Below are 25,597 nucleotides of genomic sequence, written 5' to 3'. Positions count from 1 at the left end.
ACCGTTAATCAGGTGTGAAGCCAAGAAACCTTGTCCCTTGCATGCGCAAAGTTCCTTGGCTGCCTTGTTCAATCTCTTGATACTGTTTTTCGGTTACGATCACTTTCATCACCTTCATGTTATTCAATGGTTTGAAATAAACTTCGTAGCGGAAAGTTTCTGGTGACACAACATCACGTTCACGAGAGCGCATATTTGGATAAGGATAGTCTTTTTTTACTTTCTACCACGACGGAGTAGCTAACGGGTAAAGAACTATCATTAATTTCATTTTGCTTGCGTTGGTCAAAAAAACGTTTAGTCGCTAATACTGCAATAATCGCAAACACAATAATTAATAAAATTGGTTTATTCATAAATTTAACATTGCACTTAATCTGTTCAACAATATAGTTTATCTTAATGTCAAAGAACCAATACCACCACAGTTGCTTCATTTATTCGAATCTATAAGGATGTGTTTATGATTAGTTGGCCATTCCTTGCCGTACTTTTTTCTGGTTGGCTGTATGTTGATGCCGCTTATCGTGGCCCTGAGTGGCAACGCTGGCTATTTCGCCCTATCACACTGATATTACTACTACTTTGGGGGTGGAACGCTGATTTTTTAACCTCTCAAGGTTATCTGATCTTGGCCGGTTTAGCAGTTTCACTACTGGCTGATATGATGCGCATGCTATCAAGTGAGCGCTTACTTGCATCTGTAGCTTTGATGTTCACTAGCTACCTGCTCTATACCATCAGTTTTGGTATGCAACTTGATTTCAGCTTATACCTACCTTGGCTTCCTATCCCTCTAGTCATTGCAGCTATCACCCTAGTTTTAATTTGGACCAAATTAGAAGATATGCAAGCGATGGTGTTTGCTTTGTTAATCATGAGCATGATCATGGCATGGGTCGCTGGTGACCAGTTCTTTGGTTTAGGTCGTGATTACAACTTTTCCATTATGGTTGGCGCTTTCTTGCTATTTATTTCCAACTGTATTTGGCTGATTGCACGCTTCCGCTTCTCGTTTAAAGCATCTAAAGCGATTGTTGCCGCACTCTATTTCCTTGGGCAATTCTTTATTATCCGAGCGATTTATCTATAAAATACACTTCGCCAATTGATAAAATTCTCAAATAGCATTTATTGTCAATTGGCGCCCCTTTATTTATTTGACTCTGGAGTAGACTCCAAAGTGTAAACTTATCAATATTGATCATACTCTAAATAATTCGAGTTGCAGATAGGCGACAAGCGAAGATAGACGGGGAGCATAGATAAACTATGTGACCTAGGCGTAGCGCAGTCACTTATACCTTAGCGAAAAGCCCTGCAAATTGAAGTATGACGAGTATAAGTTTAGTGTTTGATAAGGGGGCTTATATGCACTCACACAACCATAAAGAAGCACATCAGCACACCAGTTCTTGCTGCTCAAGTAACAGCTGTTCGTCTACCGCTGTACAAAATAGTCAAAAAGTAAGTGATGACTCACATACCCACGCTCATAGTACTGTTGAGAAACACCCTGACGATGATGAGGAGACTCATCAGCACACAGGCTGTAGTAGTTCCTCTCATCAAACTCATGATCATACAGAACATCAACATGGCTCTGCCTGTAGCGCATCTCATAATGTGGCAGACGAAATTGAGCCCGTACAAACAGCGGGACAACGTTTCAACTGGATAATCCGTGGGATGGATTGCCCGAGTTGTGCGCAAAAAATCGAAAATGCCGTTAAACAAATACCCCAAGTGACTCAAGCTAAGGTTTTGTTTGCAACTGAAAAGTTGGTGGTTGATGCCGATAGTGATATCAGTGCAACTGTCCGCTCAACCGTTGAAGCCGCGGGTTATGAATTACATGATGTTGGTAATAATAGCGCTGCAACAATCGCGCCACCGCAGAGCCTGTTAAGCGAATCCAAACCCGTTATCATTTTAGCTATCCTGATGGCCATTAGCTGGGGTATTGAGCTGTTCAACCCGAAAGTTGGCCTGATTGCTTTTACATTAACGACGTTGTTTGGGCTTTACCCTATTGCACGTAAATCATTACGTTTGATTCGAACAGGTACACCTTTTGCCATCGAAACATTGATGACAGTAGCAGCTATCGGTGCCATTTTTATCCAAGCTACCGAAGAAGCGGCAATGGTTATCTTACTATTTATGTTAGGCGAAATGTTGGAGTCCTACTCCGCAGGCCGAGCAAGGCGCGGAGTCAGTGCACTAATGGCTCTTGTTCCTGAAGAAGCCATCTTAGTGAAAGATGGGCAAAAAATGACGGTTCCGGTTTCACAATTACGTCCAGGCGATATTATTGAAATTGCACCGGGCGGGCGTTTACCAACAGATGCTGAATTGGTTTCTGGTTTTGCTAGTTTTGATGAAAGCTCACTAACGGGGGAATCTGTCCCTGTTGAACGTAATGTAGGTGAAAAAGTCGCGGCGGGTTGTTTATCTGTTGATCGCGCTGTACAGATGAAAGTGGTTTCTGAGCAAGGTCAAAATGCTATCGACCGCATTCTACAGCTGATTGAAGAAGCGGAAGAGCGCCGTGCGCCTATTGAGCGCTTTATTGATCGCTTTAGCCGTATTTATACTCCATTAATCATGCTGTTTTCGGCACTCGTTGTTGTTATTCCACCTATTTTCTTTAGTGCGCCATGGGAAACATGGATTTATCGCGGTTTAACGCTGTTACTAATAGGTTGTCCTTGTGCATTAGTTATTTCAACACCAGCAGCAATCACTTCAGCCCTAGCAACGGCAACACGCCGAGGTGCATTAATTAAAGGTGGTGCCGCATTAGAACAACTCGGTTCTGTTACGACAATTGCATTGGATAAAACAGGCACCTTAACTGAAGGTAAACCTCATGTTACCGATTTAGTGCCCGTTGATGGTTTATCTGAAAATGAGTTAGTGAGGATCACTGCATCCGTTGAGGCAGGTTCACATCACCCATTAGCTAAAGCAGTGATTAATAAAGCAGAAGCACTGTCTATCACGATTGTCGAAGCTGAAAATCGCAAAGCCTTGGCAGGTAAAGGTGTTGAAGGCTACCTTGGTGATAAACATATCTTAGTGAGTGCACCAAGCCGCTTAGATACACCGCTTGAGCCAACTTGGCAGAATCAAGTTGAAGCACTTGAAGCGCAAGGTAAAACGGTTGTTGTGACGTTAGAAAATAACCAAGTTATTGGTTTAACTGCATTGCAAGATACCTTACGTAGTGATGCTACTGATGCAATGACTATGCTTAAAGCGCTCAATGTGAATGCCGTTATGTTAACGGGTGATAACCCACGAGCGGCAAGTGCTATCGCAGGACAACTCGGTATGGAATACCGTGCAGGTTTGCTCCCTGAAGACAAAGTCACCGCAGTCATGGAATTAAACCGTAATCACAGCACCATGATGGTTGGTGACGGCATCAATGATGCGCCAGCAATGAAAGCATCCAGTATTGGTGTTGCAATGGGCAGTGGAACTGATGTTGCACTGGAAACAGCAGACGCAGCGCTGACACATAACCGTTTAACCGGTTTGCCAGAAATCATTGCGCTGTCCCAAGCAACTCGTAAGATCATTCGTGAAAACATTACTATTGCACTTGGTTTAAAAGCGGTGTTCTTAGTGACCAGCTTGCTGGGGATCACAGGGTTATGGGTGGCAGTACTCGCCGATTCAGGGGCTACGGCTCTAGTAACGGCGAATGCCGTACGGTTACTGAAAGTGAAATTGCCGCAAGTGAAAAAATAACTTTCATTATTGATTGCATCTAGTTAAAAGCGCCCTTGTGGCGCTTTTTTAATACATATAGCAAACTCATTACTAGTCGACTAAGCAACTATTGTTTTTTACTACTAATCAAATGTAGTTTTCGTTTAAATGATAAGACTAATACTTTGTTTTAATTGATTAATTTTTGCTAAAATTAGGAGTAACTTGCTCCTCTCTCACCGTCATATTGGTTACTATCAATGCTCCAAAATAACTTTGATATATACGCTATGTCACTACAGCCACCTAGAACACCGCATGATGCGACTTTTAAGGGTTTTCTGAACCAAGTCGATAATGCACGAGACTTTTTTGATATTTACCTTCCAGAAAATATCAAATCATTATGTGATTTTAAGACGCTAGCACTCACTAACTCGTCTTTTATCGATAATAAATTGCGTTCACGATTGTCAGATGTTCTCTACTCTGTAAAAACAGATATGGGCGATGGTTATTTTTATTTATTAGTCGAACATCAATCAACACCCGATAAATTAATGAGTTGGCGATTGATGTACTATGCTTTTTCCGCAATGAACCAACACTTACAGCAAGGACACAAGGTACTACCATTGGTTGTACCCATACTGTTTTATCATGGAAAAATGTCCCCCTACCCTTATCAGAATTTATGGACTCGCTGCTTTGATTGGAAAGAGCTTGCCGAAGAGCTGTATTTTAAACCGTTTCCTTTAGTTGATATCACTGTCATAGATGATAATGAGCTAGCTAATCATCGAAAAATTGCAGTAATGGAACTGGCAATGAAGCATAAAAACCTGCGTGATGAATACCAACGAATGGTTGAACTCTTTGCTCAAACGCTCAATAATAATGGTAACAGTCAAGATGACATTACGATTATTTTGCAGTACTTACTGGTGGTTTTGGAGTCTCCAGAGCACTTTGAACAAATAATTCATTGCTTTAGTCAGCAAATTCCACAACATAAAGAGGTGGTTATGAATTTAGCAGAGCGGCTACGACAAGAAGGTCAGGAAAAAGGTCATAAAATAGGTATTGAAGAAGGTATTGAAAAAGGCCGTAAAATAGGCGTTGAAGAAGGTGTCAAAATAACCCAACGTCAAATGGTAAAATCGCTCTTCACTGCTGGCGCTAATATTGAATTAATTATGGCAGGCACAAAATTGAGCCGCGAAGAGATTTTGTCACTGATTGAAGAGCAAACGCAATAACCAATAGTTAAATCAAGGTGCTAGTTCCGATATAGAACTTGCGTTGTACCTTGATCAATTTTAAATAGATAACATATTCCCAGCCAGTCATACGGTTTCAAATCACAGTTACAGCCCTTCTGCTTTTTTGCGTAACAAATAGCGATAAGGTGCTTGTTCCGCTTCAACCGCCAGCAATTCATGTTCCATAAAACGGCAAAATCCGGGTATATCGCGCGTTGTTGCTGGGTCATCGGCAATAATCAGTAATGTGTCTCCCGCTGCCATTCCACGAACAGTTTTGCGAACTAACATCACAGGTTCAGGACAACGTAAGCCAAGTGTATCAAGGGTTTTTGTGGCATTTGCAAATGAATCAGACATAACCATACTTATAAAAAAATAAATGATGTTTTGATTATATAATAAAAAGCCTATCTCAGGTTTAACAGTTTTGCTTTTGTTGCGCAACAAACGTATTATACTCCAAATAATTCAAGGTGCAGCTAGGCGACAAGTGAACAAGTCGCTAGGAGCATAGATAACTATGTGACTGGCGCGAGTGAGTGTAGTCACTTATACCTTAACGAAAGGCGCTGCAACTTGAAGTATACGAGTATATACGCGCTCCCTCGATGTCGAGGCTATGTTTTATGGGTTCCCTCACCCCATGGCTACTTAAAAAGGTACAATATGTTTACGTTCACTGCGCAGCAACGAGCCACTGCGTTAATTTGGCTCTCGTTATTCCACGTCCTAATTATTACCTCTAGTAACTATTTAGTGCAGCTACCGATTAATATTTTCGGTTTCCACACCACATGGGGGGCATTTACCTTTCCCTTTATTTTCTTAGCCACCGATTTGACAGTGCGTATTTATGGCGCGCCACTAGCTCGCCGTATCATTACCGCGGTTATGCTACCTGCACTGCTGATCTCTTACGTCATATCCGCACTGTTTTTCCAAGGGGCATGGCAAGGTTTTAGTGCTCTCAATGAATTTAATCTCTTTGTTGCACGTATCGCAGCCGCCAGTTTTATGGCTTATGTATTAGGACAAATACTGGATGTCAGCGTATTTAATAAATTACGCCAGAACAAACGTTGGTATGTCGCCCCTGCGTGCGCCATGTTTTTTGGTAACTTGATTGACACGATTGCCTTCTTCTTCATTGCATTTTACCGCAGTAGTGATCCTTTTATGGCCGCTAATTGGGTGGAGATTGCTTTAGTGGATTACACTTTTAAGCTGTTCATCTGTATGTTATTTTTCTTACCAGCCTATGGTGTACTACTCAACTTTATCCTAAAAACCTTCTTTGCCCACACCTCGGAGCAAAAACTGGCTGAGCAACATTAATTTGCTGAGTTTGAGAGGGAAAATGTTCCCTCTCATCGACGAATAAAAATTACCGATCCAACTCTCATTTTATAGGTTTGCCCCATCAATAATTCCACAGCCGTGATAGTCTGAATGCACAATCGAAACGAACCGCGCTGTTTACGTTTCAATTCACTCAAAAAAGAACACAAACGAACAGATATATACTCTAAATAATTCGAGTTGCAGCTAGGCGACAAGTGAATGAGTCGCTAGGAGCATAGAAAACTATGTGACTGGCGCGAGTGAGCGTAGTCACTTATACCTTAACGAAAGGCGCTGCAACTTGAAGTATGACGAGTATAACCATCGACCTCTATTTTCTGGAGTTTGTAAGATGAAAAAACTGATTAACCGTGTTGAAGATATCATCAGTGAAGTCAATCAAGGGCTAGTAGCGGCTCACCCCGAACTGCGTTTAAATATCGATCCTACCTACCTAGTTCATAAGGATGCTCCAATAAAGAATAAAGTGGGGTTATTGTCTGGAGGTGGCAGCGGTCATGAACCCATGCACAGCGGATACATCGGACTTGGCATGCTGGATGGAGCATGTCCCGGAGAAATGTTTACCTCGCCGACACCTGACCAAATGATGGAATGTGCGATGGCCATTGACAGTGGCGAAGGTGTCTTGATGATCATCAAAAACTATACAGGGGATGTTCTCAATTTCGAAACTGCCGCCGAGCTACTGCATGATGCAGGTACTCAAGTCGCAACAGTTTTAGTCGATGATGACGTGGCAGTAAAAGACAGTCTATATACCGCGGGGCGTCGTGGTGTTGCCAACACCGTATTAATGGAAAAAATACTTGGTGCAGCTGCGGTTAAAGGATATACACTTGACCAGCTCGTCGAACTGGGCCACAAAACCAATAATAATGGCTACAGTTTAGGAGTGGCGTTACACGCTTGTACTGTGCCAGCGGCAGGAAAACCTTCATTTGAGCTACCTGATAATGAAATGGAATTTGGTGTTGGCATTCACGGAGAACCGGGTATTGAACGGCGCAGTTTTAGCAATTTAAATAATACGGTTGATCAGATGTTCCAAACTTTGATCGACAATGGCCATTATGAACGCGTGATCCGCCAATGGGATCGTCAAAATAGCTGCTGGCAAGAACACAAACAGATCAAACAGCCATTAAAAAAAGGCGATCGTGTCATTGCCCTCGTCAATAACCTAGGCGCAACCCCGCTATCTGAGCTCTATGCGGTATACCATCGTTTACAAACTTGTTGTCACCAATTTGGCCTCACTATTGAGCGTAACCTAGTCGGTTCATACTGCACTGCACTTGATATGCAAGGCGTTTCAATCACCTTATTAAAAGTTGATGACGAAGCATTGATGCTCTGGGATGAACCCGTTAACACCCCTGCTTTACGTTGGAAATGCTAGGCCAAAAGGAGTAATACAAATGAATTTAACACAACAACAGATCTATCATTGGTTAATCCAATGTTCGCAGACCTTTGCTCAAGAACAAAACAATCTAACCGAGCTAGATACAGCAATTGGCGATGGTGACCATGGCCTTAATATGAACCGAGGCTTTCAAAAAGTCGCCGAAAAACTGCCTTCAGTTGAAGATAAAGACATTGCCACTCTACTCAAAACAACAGGTATGACATTACTTTCGAGTGTTGGCGGAGCGAGCGGCCCATTATTTGGGACTTTTTTTATTAAGGCAGCTCAAAGTGCGGCTGGCAAAGAAGCGCTGAGCGTCGCAGATTTGGCAGAGCTTATTAAAGCAGGTACTGAAGGCGTGGTTTCTCGAGGCAAAGCAGAACCAAATGATAAAACCATGTGTGATGTGTGGTGGCCAGTGAGTACTGCTCTCGAAAATGCCGCCTCCCAACCTTTAAATGAAGCCATTTCAGCAGCAGTAGAAGCCGCAAAGCAAGGTGTTGAATCGACCATTCCAATGCAAGCACGCAAAGGAAGAGCCAGTTACCTCGGGGAACGTAGTATTGGGCATGCTGATCCGGGGGGGACCTCAGTACTGCTCCTGATGAAAACGCTTCAACAGTCACTGTAGTTTTCCATTCTGCTGGCGATATCTCTCGCCAGCGCCATCCCGACTCATAACATAAAAAAAGAGAAAGGTTGTTATGCCTTTCTCTAATGGGTTAACCAAACAACGATTATAATGCTTTGGCTAATAAGCTAATCGGATGCTCACATTTTTTACTGGTCGACATCTCAATTTGCCATTTACAGGTTTCACAGTCAGTGATCACCATATCAGCGCCGCTTTCTTCAATTTGCCGGAACAACCCTGCGCCAATCCCTTGAGATACTTCATAGTTCTCTTTTTTAAACCCGTAAGTCCCCGCGATACCACAACACTGAGAATCAAGCACAATTAGCTCCACCCCCGGTACGCGTTTGATCAGCTCTAATGTATAAGATGTCCAACCCATTTTTTCCATATGGCATGGTGTATGGTAGGCGACCTTTAATGGTGTATGTTTAAGTTTTAACTCACGACCTTGCTCTAATAAACGATAAATGTAACGTGTTGCTAGCTCAATATTTTCACGCATTTGCGATGTATCCACATCGAGCACATGAGGGTATTCATCACGGATGGTGAAAGTACAGGTTGATGAGGTCGCAACAACAGGTACATGATTTTCAAGGATCGTTTCCTGTAGCGACTCTAGGTTTACATTCGCTTGCCGTTTCGCCTGTTTCATAAAACCATTCGCGATCAATGCCACACCGCAACATTTTTCACGTTTCAGTAATTGAACACCGATCCCCATGCCATTGAAGACTTTAATAAGATCTTTACCAAGCTGTGGGTGATTGTAATTCACATAACAGCCATGGAAAAAAGCCACTTGCTCTGCAAACTTTTGCTGCTCCGCAGCTTGTTTTGCATACCAACGGCGGAAAGTCCCAAATGAGTACTTAGGCAACTCACGGCGATGATCGATTTTCAATGCCTTATCAAGGATCTGACGAACCGGTTTCAAACCTGTGATCGTATTAACCACGGGAGCAAAAGGCGTTGATAATGATCCCATCAGATCGGTATGACTTAAGATAGCATCTCGTAATTTCGGTTTCTGCTGGCTATAGGTATTACGAGCCCGCGCGATAATATCGCCAATTTTTACGTCTGACGGGCAAGCAACCTCGCACCGTTTACAGTTAGTACAATATTTTAGCGCTTCGTCATACATCATCGGGTCTTTTAAGCGTAAACGCTCCCCATCAGGCCCCGCTTGTTTTGGCCCCGGATACAGAGGATTCACCTTAGCAACAGGGCAATAGGTCGTACACACTGTACATTTAATACAGCTTTCAAAGCTTGCATCCTGAATACTCATTGTGCCACCTCCGCCTGCATGGCTTTTTGTCTTGCAAAGTAACCAATAATTTCTTCAGCGGCGTGCAAACCACTGATCAATGAAACCCCTGCACCACAGCCCTCGGTTAAAGGATCAAAGCCCCCTAAAATAGCGCCAGCAACATATAAATTTTCAAATGTCTGACCCTCTTTTTGCGCACGTAGCTGGTCATCAGTTTGTACTCCGAACGCCATATAAGGCTGTGAAGCAAAAAACGCTTTGTTAGTCCATTGACCACGCTGAGGAATATCACACAAATCAAGGTGCATTAACGGTTCATATACGCGATCAAATTCAGCAACTAATCCATTATTGAAAAAACTCCCAGTCGCCAATACAAATTGAGAGGCTTTCAATGAGATATCACCATGATTGCGTGTCATCACAGACTCAATGCGTGATCCTACACAATTCACGGAAGTTACTTTATCGCCTGGCATGATAATGCCACCTTGACGGCGAAATTGACGTAATAATGCTTCGTGTAATCGAATTCCTAATAATGATGGGGGGAGTGTTGGCAATAAATAAATAGGCTTACCGAGTTGCTTTTGTAGCTCAAGCAACGGTTCTTCACTATCTAGGCCAATACAAGCTGGCATGAAAATAGACTCTGATTCAGCAACTAATGGGGCCATTTCAGCGACAATTTGCGCCATATTTTCAGGGCGATCTAGCCAACGAGCGACATTGATTGCCCTAAATTCGCTGGCATTTTCTCTTAATCTGTCCAACAGCGGTAAGTGAACATAATAGGCACTCGCGGCAAGGCCTTCGCGTTGTAGCTCATCCGATACCATTTGTGGTTGGAAGTCTAAAAAACCCTCGATACCTACAACAGCAATTTTCCCCATCTTCATTTTTTTATGCAGATCAACGGTTGGCACTGATTTAGGGCTTAGCCATGTTAGTCGTTTATGACCTAAAGGCGTGATACGGTAATGGTTCTCATCACTAGAGCCTTTGAGCTTTATCCCACTTTGTTGCAATAAAGCTTCGGCTTGGTGAGTTAGCTTAATTACGGCTAACTTCCCAAGACGACTATAAGGATGATGTGGTGACTGTTCACTCAGCGCTTCTAAAGCTTCAAGAGGTCTTTCAACTAATTGACCATTAGGCAAATGGGTTAATAAATCCAAGGAGCCTGAAGAAAAATGCAACGCATTTTGTCCCGCACTCACAATGGCACAAGATAAACCAGACTGTGTTAAACGAATACCACAGATAAGGCCAGCTAGCCCTCCTCCCATGACGACTGCATCATATTTCATTGCCAGCCTCCTTGTCAGATCCTTTACTTAATGTGGTTTCATTCATGCCACATAGCCCATGATAAACCCAGCTGGTAAATTCGCTTTCACGTAACGCATCTCCCCATGCAATTGGGCGCACACCTTTCCAACGCTCATTGAGAAAATGGCCTAATTGCTGCTCAGTTTCATGAGGTGTTGTAACATTAAAACGATTTAATAGCCCTGCTGCGCGACATGCACATAGCTCTCCCTGACAAGTTCCCATTCCGACTCGAGTACGACGACGTAAATCTAGTAAGTTATTCACTGTCAAAGAGTTAACCGCATAGCGGACTTCCCCTGCGGTGACCGCTTCACATTCACACACCAAGCTTTTATCTAATCGGTCAGTGCTCAGTATCGCCGAAGCACGATCACCATGACGATAAACTGCTGAGCCACGAATTGGCGCAGGAATGGCCACAACATTACGTAATGCTTCTTCAGCGCTATGCTGCGAGCCCGGCAACGCGGCTTCCGCGGTGGTACATTTCGCTGAGTGACCTAGTTTTTCACACACTTTATCAGTTGCCCACTCAGCCATGAGGCGATAGGTCATCAACTTACCACCGGTGATAGTAATAAAGTTTTCCAAGCCATCGCGTTTCGCATGGTCGAGTAGCACAATACCACGGCTGACATTACGACCTGATGGATCATCGTCACTCGCCACTAAAGGACGAACGCCGGCGTAAGCACGCAAAATACGCGTTTTCGCTAATGCAGGTGACAACATCGAACCTTCACGGATCAAAATATCGACTTCTTCAGGTGTCACATACATATTATCGATTTGGTCATATTCGATATGCGTTGATGTGGTTCCAATCAATGAAATAGTGTCACCCGGAACTAAAATATCGGCGTCCGCAGGTTTACGACAACGGTTAATGACCATATTGTTTAAACGATGGCCCAAAATCAATAAAGCCCCTTTGGCTGGGAACATTTTGATTTTTAAATCTGCATATTCGGCGATTTTCTGTCCCCAAATCCCCCCTGCGTTAACCACAATTTCCGCGTAAATATCATACTGTTGTTTAGCTTGGTGATCATAAACAGTCACACCACGGACTTTGTCGCCATCACGAATTAAGCCTATTACTTCATGGTAAGTCAGTACTTTGGCACCATGCTCACGAGCATCCAACATATTGGCTGCGGTTAAACGGAAAGGATCTACCGTACCATCAGGCACTCTAACCGCACCTATCAGTTGTGGATTGACTGACGGTTCAAGGCGAATAGCTTCTGCGGGATCGATGGCATTCGCATCAATACCCGCCGCTTGGCAGGCACGAATAAATTGTTGTTGATACTCAAGCGAGTCTTCTGGAAGTGTAATAAACAAACCATCTGTCCGCTCAATACAATGATGTGCAATACGTTTTAGTATTTTATTTTCTTCAATACACTCTCTTGCTGACTCGCCGTCAGTGACGGCATAGCGCGCACCACTATGTAACAAGCCATGGTTACGCCCTGTTGCACCAGTAGCAATATCATGGCGTTCAAGCAAAACCGTTTTTAAACCTCGGCGGGCGCAGTCACGAGCAACACCTGCACCTGTTGCGCCACCACCGATAATGATGACATCCGTTTCAGCTACAGATGAACCATTCATGTCGTCTTCCTCACATTCATCAACACTACTTTTAGTATGGTCTATTTTTATAATCTATAACTAAATATAGACAAGAAACGTGCTCATTGTTTGATAAGGAACAAAAACGAAAGCAATTACGTCTAAATAAGTAATAAAAAGACAAAAATCGTGATAAATATCACAAAAAATTCACTTCAAATGGTTTCTTTTCATTCATAAATAACATTAACTATGCGACCAATAAATAAAACAAATATTTGTGCAGTAGATTACAGATAAAATGTTTTTTTATGACTATCATAAATGCACTTATGAAAGATATTGCTCGATATAACACTCAAACACTTTCGTTTTAGTTGTTTTACCCATAAAAACACTCATCATTTTCTATTTCAATAGATAAAAGAAAAGAGTGAAATAACTATTAGCATGCCATCGGAGGCTATATGTTAAGTATTTTTAAACCAGCACCTCATGCCCAGAGGCTGCCCGCTGAGAAGATAGATCCCGTCTATCGTCGACTGCGTTGGCAGATCTTTATGGGTATTTTCTTTGGTTACGCAGCCTATTATTTAGTAAGAAAAAACTTCGCTTTAGCGATGCCATATCTTGTTGAACAAGGCTTCTCCAAAGGGGATCTGGGTTTTGCATTGTCAGGGATCTCTATCGCATATGGTTTCTCTAAATTCATTATGGGGTCAGTATCAGACCGATCTAACCCACGTGTCTTCTTACCCGCCGGTCTGATCCTCGCCGCAGCAGTGATGCTCATTATGGGCTTCGTGCCATGGGCAACTTCAAGCATCATGGTGATGTTTGTACTGCTATTTCTATGTGGTTGGTTCCAAGGCATGGGCTGGCCTCCTTGTGGCCGTACTATGGTTCACTGGTGGTCGCAAAAAGAACGTGGGGGAATTGTTTCTATTTGGAACTGTGCTCACAACGTTGGTGGTGGTATTCCTCCTCTACTATTCATGCTAGGTATGGCGTGGTTTAACGATTGGAAAGCAGCGCTATATATGCCTGCATTTGCTGCCATCCTTGTTGCGATGATCGCCTTTGCTTTAATGCGTGATACACCACAGTCTTGTGGTCTACCTCCAATTGAAGAATATAAAAACGATTATCCACCAGACTACAAAGAATCCGATGAGCAAGAGCTAACAGCAAAAGAAATCTTTATGAAGTATGTTTTCCCTAACAAACTTCTATGGATGATCGCAATTGCAAACGTCTTCGTTTATTTACTCCGTTATGGTGTTCTTGACTGGTCACCAACTTATCTACGTGAAGTAAAACACTTTGCGATGGATAAATCCTCTTGGGCTTATTTCCTGTATGAGTATGCAGGTATCCCAGGAACATTACTGTGTGGTTGGATGTCAGATAAAGTCTTCCGTGGTAACCGTGGTGCAACAGGTGTGTTCTTTATGGTTTTGGTGACTATTGCCACCATCGTCTTCTGGATGAACCCAGCAGGTAACCCGAATATCGATATGGCTTGTATGCTAATCATTGGTTTCTTGATCTATGGTCCAGTCATGCTGATCGGTTTGCACGCACTGGAGCTAGCACCGAAGAAAGCAGCGGGTACTGCGGCAGGTTTCACCGGTCTATTTGGTTACCTAGGTGGTTCTGTGGCAGCGAGTGCAATCGTGGGTTATACCGTTGACTACTTCGGTTGGGACGGTGGTTTTGCCGTCATGATCGGTGGCTCTGCATTAGCCGTTGTTCTCTTATTCATCGTTATGATTAGCGAAACCAAACATAAACGTGAATTAGCGAAAATGAACTAAAAGGTTCACATTAATGCTTTAACCTGAATAGGTCATATTCTTACTAAGAAGTATGACCTATTTTTTTACCTATACTCTAAATAATTCAAGATGCAGGTAGGCGACAAGCGAAGATAGACGGGGAGCATAGAAAACTATATGACTCGGCTAGCTGAACGTAGTCAACCCCCCTGCAACTTGAAGTATGACGAGTATAAAAAATGACAAGGAGATATCATCATGCACTTCCGATTCAAAACATTGGTTGCCAGTATGGTTTTAGTGATGTCAGCGACCGCTGTTGCGCAAGCGGCAGAAAAAGTTGTTATCGCTCACCGTGGCGCTAGTGGCTACTTACCAGAGCATACACTGCCAGCGAAAGCGATGGCTTACGCACAAGGTGCAGATTTTCTTGAACAAGATTTAGTGATGACTAAAGACAATGAACTGGTTGTGCTTCATGATCATTTCCTTGATCGCGTCACTGATGTCGCCGAACGCTTTCCAGATCGAGCCCGCAAAGATGGACGTTATTACGCGATTGACTTCACCCTTGATGAAATCAAATCACTAAAATTTACGGAAGGATTTGACCTTGTCGATGGTAAAAAAATACAAAGCTACCCAAATCGTTTTCCTATGGGGAAATCTGATTTCCGAGTACATACTTTCCAAGAAGAGATCGAATTTATTCAAGGCTTGAATAAATCGACGGGGAAAAACATCGGTATTTACCCTGAAATCAAAGCGCCTTGGTTCCACCAACAAGAAGGCAAAGACATCACTAAAAAAACCCTCGAAGTCCTTAAGCAATATGGTTATACCAATAAAGATTCAAATGTTTACCTACAATGCTTTGATGCTAATGAACTTAAACGCATTAAAAATACATTGATGCCAGAAATGGGCATGAATTTAAAATTGGTTCAATTGATAGCCTATACAGATTGGAATGAAACTCAGGAACAAAAACCTGATGGAACGTGGGTAAACTACAGTTATGACTGGATGTTCAAGCCAGGCTCGATGAAAGAAGTGGCTAAATATGCCGATGGTATTGGTCCTGATTACCATATGTTAGTCAGCGAAGAGTCAACACCTGATAATATTAAGCTAACAGGCATGGTTAAAGACGCCCATGCCAACAATATGGCAGTGCATCCTTATACCATTCGTGTTGATAAATTGCCGAAATACGCGAAAGATGGTCAGCAGCTCTTTGATATTATCTACAACCAAGCCGATGTTGATGGTGCCTTTACTGATTTCCCTGATTTAGGGGTACAATTTCTGCAAAAACAGCAACAACATCCATAATCACTCGATTGATTGCAGCCAATAGGCTGCAATCAAGTAGTGAGTTATGCAATCGTCACAGGAAATGCAATCACATCACTGATTTTTTCTGCATTCAGCGCCAACATGATCAGGCGGTCGACGCCTAATGCGACACCTGAGCATTCAGGTAAACCATGAGTTAATGCGGATAATAAATGTTCATCAATCGGATGAATAGGTAGCCCCATCGCAGCACGACGACGATTATCTTGTTCAAAACGCTGACGTTGCTCACTAGCGTCGGTTAATTCACGGAAACCATTTGCCAGTTCCATGCCTTTAAAATAAACCTCAAAACGCTCAGCAACACGATGATCTTCAGTACTAATTTCAGCCAAAGAGGCTTGCGTTGCTGGGAAATGATAAACCACGGCCGGTTTTTCTTTACCGATATGAGGTTCTACCCCCATCGTAAACAACAATTGCAACAAGGTATCTTTATCTTCTTCTTGGTCTGCGACATTACTTAGATCGAGGCGCGCAGCAACCTCCCTTAGCTCACTTTTTTCTGCGGAAAGCGGATCAATATCTAAATGACGTAAAAATGCTTGCTGATAAGAGAGAAGTTCCGCACTTTCGCAATCCAAGACTTGCTGAAGTAGATCATCGACTTCATTGATTAAACGATACATATCGTAATGAGGCCGATACCATTCAAGCATGGTAAATTCAGGATTGTGATGCCTTCCAGCTTCCTCATTACGGAAACTACGACAGAGTTGGTAGATTGGCCCACTGCCAGCAGCAAGCAAACGCTTCATATGGTATTCAGGGCTGGTCATCAGATAGAGATCAATCCCTTGTGCCGCTCCCGGTCCGACAAAACGGGTCTTAAAAGGAACAAGATGAATATCTGTGATGGTGGCCTGACTCATTGCAGGAGTTTCCACCTCTAGCACACAGCGCTCAGTAAAAAAACGTCTTATTTCAGCGACGATTTTTGCTCGCTGTAACAGGTTAGCGATGGGGGCACTGGGCTGCCAGTCTGCTACTTCACTCATTAACATAACTCCAAAATAAACATAGTCGAGCAGTTTACTCACCTCTTGCCTTACAAACAATGCATTCACTTCAACCAAATGCAATGATGCTGTAATAAACGCTGTAGGCACACAAAAATGTAACAAGGCAAGCGAATTGATGCGCGATTATCCTCTGCTTCAACCGATTAAGCAAAAAACCTTTTCGCATAATCGTAAGTCATAGATGCCTTCAAGGTAAAAACATGATTATTTCTTATATAATGTTAATATGATGTTATAAATAAGAGATCTTAAAAAATATTCTAAAAAGTCATCACAGAAAGAACACAAATATCAAAATTAGATATTTTAATATTGGCTTTTCATCTCATAATTACACATTTAGAATAAACAAAACAATTTGGGTAAATTTTTATAATAATTTATGCTCTCTCTCGCGATGAGAACGATTTCGATTAGATTTTAACGCTGCCAACTCACCGAAAAATAATGGTAATCATTTGAATTTCCATTTTTTTACTCTTTATTAAACTTAAAATGCTAATCATGAAAAAACAATTAGCAAAAACTTGGTTCAGATCACACTTTATGGGGTAAATCACCTAAAACCCCCCTCTATATCAAATTTATCTCCGGTACTATTCGCTATAATTCCCAGCATGATAAGTCATTATTAGCTATTATATTATTTACTAATTAAAAAAGAGAGTTTTGCAGACCGGTATTAACTGGTGCTGACAAATAAATAGCTAAGTATCAAAAGTATTTAAAAGAATTTATCAATTTACACTTGAACAATGGAGAAGCGCAGTGCAAACCTTCAATGCCGATCTAGCGATTATCGGGGCCGGGGGCGCAGGCTTACGTGCAGCGATTGCTGCCGCAGAAGCAAATCCCAACATCAAGATTGCTCTGATCTCAAAAGTTTACCCTATGCGTAGCCATACCGTGGCCGCAGAGGGGGGATCAGCCGCAGTGACTCAGGCTCATGACTCCTATGACTATCATTTTAATGATACTGTTGCAGGTGGTGACTGGCTGTGTGAGCAAGACGTCGTCGAATATTTCGTCGAACACTGCCCAACAGAAATGACCCAACTGGAACTATGGGGCTGCCCTTGGAGCCGTAAACCAGATGGTTCAGTTAACGTTCGCCGCTTTGGTGGAATGAAAATTGAACGTACTTGGTTTGCTGCTGACAAAACCGGCTTCCATATGCTTCATACTCTTTTTCAAACATCATTAAAATACCCACAAATTCAGCGCTTTGATGAACATTTCGTTCTGGACATCATTGTGGACGAAGGCCAAGTACGCGGTCTGGTTGCCCTCAATATGATGGAAGGCACCAAAGTTCAGATCCGCGCAAATTCTATCGTTATGGCTACGGGTGGTGCTGGCCGTGTTTATCGCTACAATACCAATGGCGGTATTGTGACGGGTGATGGTATGGGGATGGCTTTCCGCCATGGTGTGCCACTGCGTGACATGGAATTTGTTCAATATCACCCAACAGGTCTTCCTGGCTCAGGGATTTTGATGACTGAAGGTTGTCGTGGTGAAGGTGGGATCCTCGTTAACAAAGATGGTTATCGTTATCTTCAAGATTACGGAATGGGACCAGAAACCCCTCTCGGTAAACCTGAAAATAAATATATGGAACTAGGTCCACGAGACAAAGTTTCACAAGCTTTCTGGCACGAATGGCGTGCTGGACGCACTATCAGCACTCACCGTGGTGACGTCGTCTATCTGGATCTCCGCCACCTAGGTGCAGAAAAACTCCATGAACGTCTACCATTTATTTGCGAGCTGGCAAAAGCTTACGTTGGTGTTGACCCTGTCACCGACCCAATTCCTGTGCGTCCAACAGCTCACTATACAATGGGTGGTATCGAAACAGATCAAAACTGTGAGACTCGCATCAAAGGCTTATTCGCTGTTGGTGAATGTTCATCAGTCGGTCTGCACGGTGCAAACCGCTTAGGCTCCAACTCATTAGCTGAGCTGGTGGTATTTGGTCGCTTAGCCGGTGAGCAAGCTGCAAAACATGCAGCAGAAGCCACACCTGCGAATGCAAGCGCTATCGAAGCACGTACTCGCGATATCGAAGAAAATCTCAATCAACTTCTCAACCAAAAAGGTAAAGAAAGTTGGTCGAAAATTCGTGATGAAATGGGAATATCAATGGAAGAAGGCTGCGGTATCTACCGTACACCTGAGCTAATGCAAAAAACTGTTGATAAGATCGCTGAATTGAAAGAGCGCTTTAAACACGTTGAGATTAGCGACCATAGTAGCGTCTTCAATACTGATCTTCTTTACACCATCGAACTCGGATTTGGTTTGGATGTTGCCGAGTGTATGGCTCATTCTGCGATTAACCGTAAAGAGTCACGTGGTGCACACCAACGTCTCGACGAAGGCTGCACAGAGCGTGATGATGTGAACTTCTTAAAACACACATTGGCATTCTATAATCCTGAAGGCGCACCTCGCCTTGAATACAGTGATGTGAAGATTACTAAATCTCAGCCAGCAAAACGTGTATATGGTGCAGAAGCTGAAGCTCAAGACAAGGCAAAGAAGGAGCAAGCTAATGGATGATATGAAACACTTAAAAATGGAGATCATGCGCTACAATCCAGAAACGGATAATGAGCCCCATTTAGTGGCATATGATGTCCCTTATGATGAGCAAACCTCGTTGCTGGATGCTTTAGGTTACATTAAAGATAACCTTGCGCCTGATCTGTCTTACCGCTGGTCGTGCCGTATGGCGATTTGCGGTTCTTGCGGCATGATGGTTGACAGCGTACCAAAACTGGCCTGTAAAACATTCTTACGTGATTATCCAGAAGGGTTAAAAGTCGAGCCATTAGGTAACTTCCCAATCGAGCGCGATTTGGTTGTTGATATGACTCACTTCATCGAACGCTTAGAGGCGATCAAACCTTATATTATTGGTAACGATAGAAAGCCGTCAGAAGGGCCAAATAAGCAAACCCCAGCACAGATGGCGAAATACCATCAGTTCTCTGGCTGTATTAACTGCGGCCTATGCTACGCAGCTTGCCCACAATTCGGACTAAACCCTGAATTTATTGGGCCAGCGGCGATCACATTAGCAGAGCGCTACAATCTTGATAACCGTGACCATGGTGCGAAAGAACGTATGCCATTGTTAAATGGTGATAACGGTGTCTGGAGCTGTACGTTTGTAGGCTACTGCTCTGAAGTCTGTCCTAAGCATGTCGACCCTGCTGCGGCAATTCAACAAGGTAAAGTAGCTAGTGCACAAGACCTTGTTATCGCCATGCTGAAGCCACGATAAGGAGAATTGAAGTCATGACAACAAAACGTAAACCCTACGTCAGGGAAATGAAAGGTGACTGGTGGCAAAAGCTGGGTTTTTATCGCTTTTATATCATGCGTGAAAGTACTTCCGTACTGCAAGTTTGGTTCAGTCTACTGGTGCTATACGGCGTATTTGCATTGAAAGGTGGCCCTGAATCATGGGCTGGCTTTGTGGGTTTCTTGCATAACCCAATCGTTTTGATCATTAACATTATTACGTTAGCAGCAACGCTACTACACACCACTACATGGTTTAAATTAGCTCCGAAAGCTGTCGCGATTATTGTTAAAGATAAGAAAATGTCAGAAGAGCCGATTGTAAAAGGCTTTTGGGCATTAACCATTATCGTTACCGCTGCGATTTTAGCCATCGCGCTACTATTTTAATCCAAGGAGGATCAGATGAATCTAACGCCTAAACGTTCCGATGAACCGATTTTCTGGGGATTATTTGGTGCCGGTGGTATGTGGAGCGCGGTGATTGGCCCTGCAATTATTATCTTACTTGGGATTTTAATTCCGCTAGGTGTCGCACCAGAAATGCTCAGCTATGAACGCATTATGGCATTCTGCTCCAGCTTTATTGGACGAGTGTTCTTATTACTGATGATCATTTTGCCGGTATGGTGTGGTATGCACCGTATTCACCACACACTGCATGACTTTAAAGTGCATGTCCCTGCGTCAAAATGGGTTTTCTATGGTGCTTCAGCGATCATTTCTGTAATTGCAGTGATTGGTGTATTTACACTGTAAGTAACACATAAGTACCTATTGATAAAAGCAGCGGCTAGATACATATCTAACTGCTGCTTTTTTATTATCTAGGCAGTCTGCGGTTTCGGTAGCCGATTTGATACTAATAATGTCAAACAACATAAAGCAACAAAACCACCAACATACGTTAAATGCATGCCAATTAAAGAATTATCACAAGAACCTTCTAAGAGTTCATTCTTTATATCCATGGCAATAACCTTAATATTTAAGTTAAACCTAGTGGAAATCATAAAATATAGACCGTACTGAAAATGTTAAGCGAATAAAACAAACATCAACACAGTCTAGATATTATTTTTAATTAATAATATTTATAAAAACTGGCCAGCCGTTCTAACCCAACTAATATTATTCCATGTTCGGTCATTGTCTTGCGCAGTTCTTCAAGTGATGCATCAGAACAACCTAGTTTTTCTTTAATACGTTGAATTCGTTTTAGCTCGATAGCATCTGTACACCCTTGCATCACACTAATTTCACTAATCCGGCAGTTTGATAACAGTAATCTCAGTGTTACTGCCTCTCTGTAGTTAAAGGATATATTACCAAAACGAATAAATTTCTGAGTATCGATTAACCCAGCTCGCTGCTGGTCGTCATCTAATAACGAAAACTGTCTCGCTTCTATATTGGCTCTTAATGGTAAAGCCAGACTTTGATTTTTCTGCCATGTTTGGTGTGCATAATCTGAGATATCGGCGCGATGAAAGTAGATATCCATAAGTTCATCAACCGAAAGAACTCTTTTTGAACTAATAGATAAGATCTTATAAACATTTCCATAGTTGTTGCAGTAATCAATTTTAAAACCATTTTTTTCTGTTTTTGCAAATGTATTTCTATAACTCTCGGTATAGCCATCCCAATATTGAAAACCAACCTCTAGTCTTTCACTTATCAATAGATCTAAGTCATCCTCCCAATAGGTTAATAACCATTCATAATTATTTGAAATAATTTTAACTTCCTTATATTCAATATCAATACTCGTAAAATTCAAATCAATATCATTCCAATCAAAATAATCTTCAAAATGTTTTTTAAAATTTGAACAAGCTGTTTCTAATGCATGATATCTGATATTCATAAAAATCCTTTTCTATCATTTTATTAATTAAACATTATCTAAAAAACTTACTCACTTATGTTCCGTTATAAATTTATCACTTAATTTATTTTTTCATATGCTAGAAAATCACCCCTTGAGTTTTTCTGTTATGAAAAGTTAATCAGTGTATCAAGGCATGCCAATGTCACTCCATGATCTTTTAATGCTTTAAACAAACCACTCGGTGATGCATGAGGGCAACCTAACTTATCTTTAATATTTTGAATACGTTTATGTTCTGACATTTCAGAGCAACCTTGGATATAACTGATCTCTTTCACTCGGCAATGAGACAATAACATTTTGATCGTTAACATTTCTTTAGCCGTAAAACGAATATCACCAAAACGCATATATTGATGATTAATTAGTTGCTCGTCTGGTTTACTATCAAAATTATTGGTAGGAAGTGGGATATCCGCTCTCATCGGTAAAGCAATATCTGGTTTTTTTTTCCATACTTGATATGCATAATCGGAAATTACTGGCCGGCATCTAAAAATATCTTCGATATCTGATATTAATAAGTTTCTTTTTGTATTTATTGATGTTATTTCAAAACCACTACTATTTTTAGATACAAAATCTATTTTTAATTTGTTTTTATCAACTTTTTTAAGCATTTCAGAAAATGCCCCAGAATAATCATTCCAATATTGAATACCACAATTTAGCCTTTCTTTAACATTTAAATCTAAATCATCATCCCAATACATTAATAATGCATCATAGTTGCTAGATACAAAATTCACTTCCTTTCTTTTTATATCTATGTAAGAAAATGAAAGATCAATTTCATTCCAATCAAAATAACGAGAAAAATCATTAATAAAATTATCACATAATTTTTCTAATTGACTATTTTTTATATCCATACACATTCCTTTTGCTAGAAATTTATAATTAAATCATATTCAATAAAAATAACATTATTTTAAGTGATTATTAAACACCTTCCCTCTAAAAATTAAACCCATTCCACATAAACTAAGAAAAACACCGACATATAAAATATGAAAACTGATTAAATGATTTATAAGTAATGGCGTCCCCCCAGCAAGTAATGCACACGAGATATTAAAACCCATACTTAATGTTGTTATATTTTCACGTGCTTCGTCAAAAAAAACATATGCAGAGTTACATAAAATCATTGCTGAATATACAGTAATGATTATTTGTGAAGTAATAATTAATCCAATATTGTTATAACTCATAATAAAATAAAGTGGTACAGAGAGTACAACCATTCCCATAACACCTAAATTAAATATTTTTATTGGCGTACTATACTTATCAGTCAAGTAGCCAAAAATAATCATCATTAGCAATAAAATACCTGATGATATCATTGCATAAATACTCTTAAATTCCGTCACTTCAAGATAACCTAAAATTAATGCTGATGAAATGTTTTGTGAATAGAAAATAACGACACCAGGAATGGTAAGCAAAAAAATATTAACAGCCTGAGACAAATTAATCGAGATTTTTTGTTTACCAATATTAGGTTGATTTGGAAGTTTCGCTCTAAACCAAAAACTTATCACTATATTAACCACACCAAACAATAATGGAATACGCCATCCAATTGACTGCATGGTTTTAGGGTCGAGTATTCTTTCAAGAGTAAATACTAGCCCTAAAGAAATAATCACACCAAATATTGAGCTGGCTGATATAAGTGCAGAAACTAAAGAACGTTCATCATCTTTTGCGTTGCTCAGTAAGTAAGTTAGTAGTGAAGGAAACTCACCAGCAAAACTAAACGACAGCGCCATTTGTAAAACCAAAATCGCCATTGGCGTATAAGCCCCCAATAACTCAATCGGTAATAAAGCCATACACAGCGTTGCAGTGCCTGTAATTAAACTCGTTAATATCAAAGCAGGCTTCTTGCCAACTCTATCTGCGTAACGTCCTATCACGTAACCACCGACAGGACGGACAATAAAGCGTAGTGCAAATATTCCCCATACCATCTCGGTTGCTTGAGAATACCCTAAACGTTCTAACTCAGCACTTAAATACATAGATATCGCGGCAAATACGGCAACATCGTAATACTCCAATGTATTGCCTAATGCAGCCCCAAGCCTAAATCTCCATTTCATTTTTTATTTCCCTAATATTCAATTGATATGTGTTACTAAGTTAAATTCACCAATGTATCAAGGCATGCCAATATCACTCCATGATCTTTAAATGCTTTAAATAAACGACTAGGCAAGACATGAGGGCAACCTAATTTTTTATCTTTTTGCTATACCTCATATAGTTAGCTTTGATTTTTCAGTATCATCACTTTATTTTGCAAAACATTTGATAGCCTTGCCGTCAAGCAACATAATGCGATAAATACACCGACATAGGTTAAATTAAATTCAACTAAGTAACTGATAATTAATGGCGTTATCCCTCCAACTAATACGCCATTTAAATTTAGACCAATACCTAACGTTGTCGCCTGCCCACCAGAAGCTCTGACCATTTGATCAGCAACATTGCACCAGACCATAGAAAATAAAACTGTTATTATTAATTGAGAAATAATAATTAGTTCAATAACACCACTCTGCATAATAAAATACAAAGGTATAGAAAAAATAATCACACTAAAAATACCAATATTAAATATTCTTACTGAAGAACTGTATTTATCTGTTAGATATGAGCAGACAATCATAGTGACTAATAATAAACTAGCCGAAATCATGCCATAAATATTTTTATAATCACCCAATTGTAAGTGTTCAACAATTAATGATGATGAAACATTTTGTACATAAAAAGTGACCATTGCTGGTGTGCTCACTAAAAATACATGCAATGCCCGAGACCAATCTATAGATCGTTCATGCATTGGGACTACAGGCTGGTTGGGCAATTTGGCTCGGAACCAAAAACTAATCGCTATATTGATAGTTCCTAAAAACAAAGGGATCCGCCAACCTATAGTTTGCATCATTTCATGGGTTAAAATATTTTCTAATGTGAATACTAGACCTAATGAAACAACGACCCCTAATAATGAGCTTCCACCCGATAGAGAAGATAACCGAGAACGCTCATTATCTGGAGTATCATTGATTAAATAGGTAATTAATGATGGATATTCGCCTGCATAGCTAAATGAAAGTGCCATTTGGATGAACAAGATAGCTATTGGAGTATAAGAACCAAGCCATTGAATAGGTAATAATGCCATGCAAAGTGTTGCTGTTCCTGTTATTAGGCTTGTCAGGATCAATGCTGGTTTTTTTCCTACTTTATCCGCATAGCGCCCTATCAAATATCCACCTATAGGACGAATTAAAAAACGTAAAGCAAAAATTCCCCATACCATTTCTGTGGCTTGTGAATACCCTAAACGCTCTAACTCTGCCGTTAAATACACGGATATCGCCGCAAATACGGCAATATCATAATATTCAAGCGCATTGCCTAAAGCCACACCAAATCGAAATTTCCATTTCATTTTTAATATCCTATATCCATAGATAAATATTGACTAAAAAATACTATTACAGTTTGTAGTTAATATCTTTATTTATTAAATATCGTATATTATAAAATCTATTATTCTATACACATCATTCTTCAAGTTTCAGAAATTTTCGTTAAAATATAAGGAACTAGGCTATACTC

At 40.9% G+C, this 25,597-nt stretch carries 21 protein-coding genes and 1 pseudogene; 12 read left to right on the top strand and 10 right to left on the bottom strand.

The window, feature by feature from the left end; translation table 11 throughout:
- Positions 1 to 4: 4 nt before the first annotated feature.
- Positions 5 to 356: pseudogene (locus tag SC428_RS12485) on the bottom strand (DUF2500 domain-containing protein).
- A gap of 110 nt (positions 357 to 466) precedes the next feature.
- On the opposite strand from SC428_RS12485, the gene SC428_RS12480 reads away from it, so the two are divergent.
- The 3 genes from SC428_RS12480 to SC428_RS12470 all read left to right on the top strand — a co-directional run bounded on the left by SC428_RS12480 (position 467) and on the right by SC428_RS12470 (position 4,979).
- Positions 467 to 1,093 (top strand): lysoplasmalogenase, encoded by a 627-nt coding sequence (locus SC428_RS12480; RefSeq protein ID WP_175442547.1) that lies wholly within the window; start codon positions 467 to 469, stop codon positions 1,091 to 1,093.
- Positions 1,094 to 1,371: 278 nt separating this feature from the next.
- Positions 1,372 to 3,759 (top strand): zinc/cadmium/mercury/lead-transporting ATPase, encoded by a 2,388-nt coding sequence (locus tag SC428_RS12475; RefSeq protein ID WP_140187602.1) that lies wholly within the window; start codon positions 1,372 to 1,374, stop codon positions 3,757 to 3,759.
- 221 nt (positions 3,760 to 3,980) lie between these two features.
- Positions 3,981 to 4,979, top strand: coding sequence for an Rpn family recombination-promoting nuclease/putative transposase (locus tag SC428_RS12470; RefSeq protein ID WP_283125876.1), 999 nt, complete (start codon positions 3,981 to 3,983; stop codon positions 4,977 to 4,979).
- A 108-nt stretch (positions 4,980 to 5,087) separates the two neighbouring features.
- Here SC428_RS12470 and tusA read toward each other — a convergent pair whose 3' ends face one another.
- Positions 5,088 to 5,342: a sulfurtransferase TusA gene (tusA, locus tag SC428_RS12465; protein WP_070929026.1), complete on the bottom strand. Its 255-nt coding sequence runs from the start codon at positions 5,340 to 5,342 to the stop codon at positions 5,088 to 5,090.
- A gap of 309 nt (positions 5,343 to 5,651) precedes the next feature.
- Between tusA and SC428_RS12460 the strand changes: the two genes are divergently transcribed.
- From SC428_RS12460 to dhaL, 3 genes are all read left to right on the top strand, one after another.
- Entirely contained in the window at positions 5,652 to 6,320 is a 669-nt protein-coding gene (locus SC428_RS12460) for a 7-cyano-7-deazaguanine/7-aminomethyl-7-deazaguanine transporter (RefSeq protein WP_318707902.1), read from the top strand.
- Positions 6,321 to 6,678: 358 nt separating this feature from the next.
- Complete coding sequence (gene dhaK / locus SC428_RS12455) at positions 6,679 to 7,749, top strand: dihydroxyacetone kinase subunit DhaK (protein WP_140183042.1); 1,071 nt, start codon at positions 6,679 to 6,681, stop codon at positions 7,747 to 7,749.
- A 19-nt stretch (positions 7,750 to 7,768) separates the two neighbouring features.
- On the top strand, positions 7,769 to 8,389 hold the full coding sequence (dhaL, locus tag SC428_RS12450) for a dihydroxyacetone kinase subunit DhaL (RefSeq protein WP_070929002.1): 621 nt from the start codon (positions 7,769 to 7,771) through the stop codon (positions 8,387 to 8,389).
- Between the two features lie 106 nt (positions 8,390 to 8,495).
- Here dhaL and glpC read toward each other — a convergent pair whose 3' ends face one another.
- The 3 genes from glpC to glpA are packed head-to-tail and all read right to left on the bottom strand — an operon-like array spanning position 8,496 to position 12,626.
- Complete coding sequence (gene glpC, locus SC428_RS12445; RefSeq protein WP_140183041.1) at positions 8,496 to 9,689, bottom strand: anaerobic glycerol-3-phosphate dehydrogenase subunit GlpC; 1,194 nt, start codon at positions 9,687 to 9,689, stop codon at positions 8,496 to 8,498.
- Positions 9,686 to 10,981, bottom strand: a complete 1,296-nt coding sequence (gene glpB / locus SC428_RS12440; RefSeq protein WP_140187599.1) for a glycerol-3-phosphate dehydrogenase subunit GlpB — start codon at positions 10,979 to 10,981, stop codon at positions 9,686 to 9,688. Before glpB ends, glpC begins: the two co-directional genes overlap by 4 nt.
- On the bottom strand, positions 10,971 to 12,626 hold the full coding sequence (glpA, locus tag SC428_RS12435) for an anaerobic glycerol-3-phosphate dehydrogenase subunit A (RefSeq protein WP_070929004.1): 1,656 nt from the start codon (positions 12,624 to 12,626) through the stop codon (positions 10,971 to 10,973). The genes glpB and glpA overlap by 11 nt, the downstream gene beginning before the upstream one ends.
- Before the next feature lie 428 nt (positions 12,627 to 13,054).
- Between glpA and glpT the strand changes: the two genes are divergently transcribed.
- Both glpT and glpQ read left to right on the top strand, forming a co-directional pair.
- Positions 13,055 to 14,404 carry a glycerol-3-phosphate transporter gene (gene glpT, locus SC428_RS12430; protein WP_318707901.1) on the top strand — a complete coding sequence of 450 codons (1,350 nt, stop codon included), beginning with the start codon at positions 13,055 to 13,057 and terminating at the stop codon, positions 14,402 to 14,404.
- Positions 14,405 to 14,623: 219 nt separating this feature from the next.
- Positions 14,624 to 15,700, top strand: coding sequence for a glycerophosphodiester phosphodiesterase (glpQ, locus tag SC428_RS12425; RefSeq protein WP_283125879.1), 1,077 nt, complete (start codon positions 14,624 to 14,626; stop codon positions 15,698 to 15,700).
- A 44-nt stretch (positions 15,701 to 15,744) separates the two neighbouring features.
- Here the strand turns inward: glpQ and epmA are convergent, their stop codons facing one another.
- A complete protein-coding gene (epmA, locus tag SC428_RS12420; protein ID WP_140183038.1) occupies positions 15,745 to 16,722 on the bottom strand; it encodes an elongation factor P--(R)-beta-lysine ligase in 978 nt (325 codons plus the stop codon).
- 792 nt (positions 16,723 to 17,514) lie between these two features.
- On the opposite strand from epmA, the gene frdA reads away from it, so the two are divergent.
- The 4 genes from frdA to frdD are packed head-to-tail and all read left to right on the top strand — an operon-like array spanning position 17,515 to position 20,817.
- Positions 17,515 to 19,311 (top strand): fumarate reductase (quinol) flavoprotein subunit, encoded by a 1,797-nt coding sequence (gene frdA / locus SC428_RS12415; RefSeq protein ID WP_140187597.1) that lies wholly within the window; start codon positions 17,515 to 17,517, stop codon positions 19,309 to 19,311.
- Positions 19,304 to 20,038: a succinate dehydrogenase/fumarate reductase iron-sulfur subunit gene (locus tag SC428_RS12410; protein WP_070929006.1), complete on the top strand. Its 735-nt coding sequence runs from the start codon at positions 19,304 to 19,306 to the stop codon at positions 20,036 to 20,038. Before frdA ends, SC428_RS12410 begins: the two co-directional genes overlap by 8 nt.
- A 14-nt stretch (positions 20,039 to 20,052) precedes the next feature.
- Positions 20,053 to 20,448: a fumarate reductase subunit FrdC gene (gene frdC / locus SC428_RS12405; protein ID WP_070929007.1), complete on the top strand. Its 396-nt coding sequence runs from the start codon at positions 20,053 to 20,055 to the stop codon at positions 20,446 to 20,448.
- A 15-nt stretch (positions 20,449 to 20,463) separates the two neighbouring features.
- Positions 20,464 to 20,817, top strand: a complete 354-nt coding sequence (gene frdD / locus SC428_RS12400; protein WP_070929008.1) for a fumarate reductase subunit FrdD — start codon at positions 20,464 to 20,466, stop codon at positions 20,815 to 20,817.
- Between the two features lie 325 nt (positions 20,818 to 21,142).
- Here the strand turns inward: frdD and SC428_RS12395 are convergent, their stop codons facing one another.
- From SC428_RS12395 to SC428_RS12380, 4 genes are all read right to left on the bottom strand, one after another.
- Positions 21,143 to 21,928 (bottom strand): hypothetical protein, encoded by a 786-nt coding sequence (locus SC428_RS12395; protein WP_272581269.1) that lies wholly within the window; start codon positions 21,926 to 21,928, stop codon positions 21,143 to 21,145.
- 128 nt (positions 21,929 to 22,056) lie between these two features.
- Entirely contained in the window at positions 22,057 to 22,824 is a 768-nt protein-coding gene (locus SC428_RS12390) for a hypothetical protein (protein ID WP_318707900.1), read from the bottom strand.
- Between the two features lie 54 nt (positions 22,825 to 22,878).
- A complete protein-coding gene (locus SC428_RS12385; RefSeq protein ID WP_318707899.1) occupies positions 22,879 to 24,063 on the bottom strand; it encodes an MFS transporter in 1,185 nt (394 codons plus the stop codon).
- 164 nt (positions 24,064 to 24,227) lie between these two features.
- Positions 24,228 to 25,427, bottom strand: a complete 1,200-nt coding sequence (locus SC428_RS12380; protein ID WP_070929037.1) for an MFS transporter — start codon at positions 25,425 to 25,427, stop codon at positions 24,228 to 24,230.
- Positions 25,428 to 25,597: the final 170 nt, after the last annotated feature.

It is taken from the genome of Providencia sp. 2023EL-00965 (assembly GCF_033550225.1).
Lineage (GTDB): Bacteria > Pseudomonadota > Gammaproteobacteria > Enterobacterales > Enterobacteriaceae > Providencia > Providencia manganoxydans.
The sequence above is the reverse complement of the archived record's forward strand: the minus strand, read 5'-3'. Positions and strand labels throughout refer to the sequence as shown.

Bases quoted from the DNA above. Each gene is read 5' to 3' on its own strand.
- SC428_RS12475 (WP_140187602.1), top strand. From the start codon at position 1,372: ATGCACTCACACAACCATAAAGAAGCACATCAGCACACCAGTTCTTGC.
- SC428_RS12470 (WP_283125876.1), top strand. From the start codon at position 3,981: ATGCTCCAAAATAACTTTGATATATACGCTATGTCACTACAGCCACCT.
- tusA (WP_070929026.1), bottom strand. From the start codon at position 5,342: ATGTCTGATTCATTTGCAAATGCCACAAAAACCCTTGATACACTTGGC.
- SC428_RS12460 (WP_318707902.1), top strand. From the start codon at position 5,652: ATGTTTACGTTCACTGCGCAGCAACGAGCCACTGCGTTAATTTGGCTC.
- dhaK (WP_140183042.1), top strand. From the start codon at position 6,679: ATGAAAAAACTGATTAACCGTGTTGAAGATATCATCAGTGAAGTCAAT.
- dhaL (WP_070929002.1), top strand. From the start codon at position 7,769: ATGAATTTAACACAACAACAGATCTATCATTGGTTAATCCAATGTTCG.
- glpC (WP_140183041.1), bottom strand. From the start codon at position 9,689: ATGAGTATTCAGGATGCAAGCTTTGAAAGCTGTATTAAATGTACAGTG.
- glpB (WP_140187599.1), bottom strand. From the start codon at position 10,981: ATGAAATATGATGCAGTCGTCATGGGAGGAGGGCTAGCTGGCCTTATC.
- glpA (WP_070929004.1), bottom strand. From the start codon at position 12,626: ATGAATGGTTCATCTGTAGCTGAAACGGATGTCATCATTATCGGTGGT.
- glpT (WP_318707901.1), top strand. From the start codon at position 13,055: ATGTTAAGTATTTTTAAACCAGCACCTCATGCCCAGAGGCTGCCCGCT.
- glpQ (WP_283125879.1), top strand. From the start codon at position 14,624: ATGCACTTCCGATTCAAAACATTGGTTGCCAGTATGGTTTTAGTGATG.
- epmA (WP_140183038.1), bottom strand. From the start codon at position 16,722: ATGAGTGAAGTAGCAGACTGGCAGCCCAGTGCCCCCATCGCTAACCTG.
- SC428_RS12410 (WP_070929006.1), top strand. From the start codon at position 19,304: ATGGATGATATGAAACACTTAAAAATGGAGATCATGCGCTACAATCCA.
- frdC (WP_070929007.1), top strand. From the start codon at position 20,053: ATGACAACAAAACGTAAACCCTACGTCAGGGAAATGAAAGGTGACTGG.
- frdD (WP_070929008.1), top strand. From the start codon at position 20,464: ATGAATCTAACGCCTAAACGTTCCGATGAACCGATTTTCTGGGGATTA.
- SC428_RS12395 (WP_272581269.1), bottom strand. From the start codon at position 21,928: ATGAATATCAGATATCATGCATTAGAAACAGCTTGTTCAAATTTTAAA.
- SC428_RS12390 (WP_318707900.1), bottom strand. From the start codon at position 22,824: ATGGATATAAAAAATAGTCAATTAGAAAAATTATGTGATAATTTTATT.
- SC428_RS12385 (WP_318707899.1), bottom strand. From the start codon at position 24,063: ATGAAATGGAGATTTAGGCTTGGGGCTGCATTAGGCAATACATTGGAG.
- SC428_RS12380 (WP_070929037.1), bottom strand. From the start codon at position 25,427: ATGAAATGGAAATTTCGATTTGGTGTGGCTTTAGGCAATGCGCTTGAA.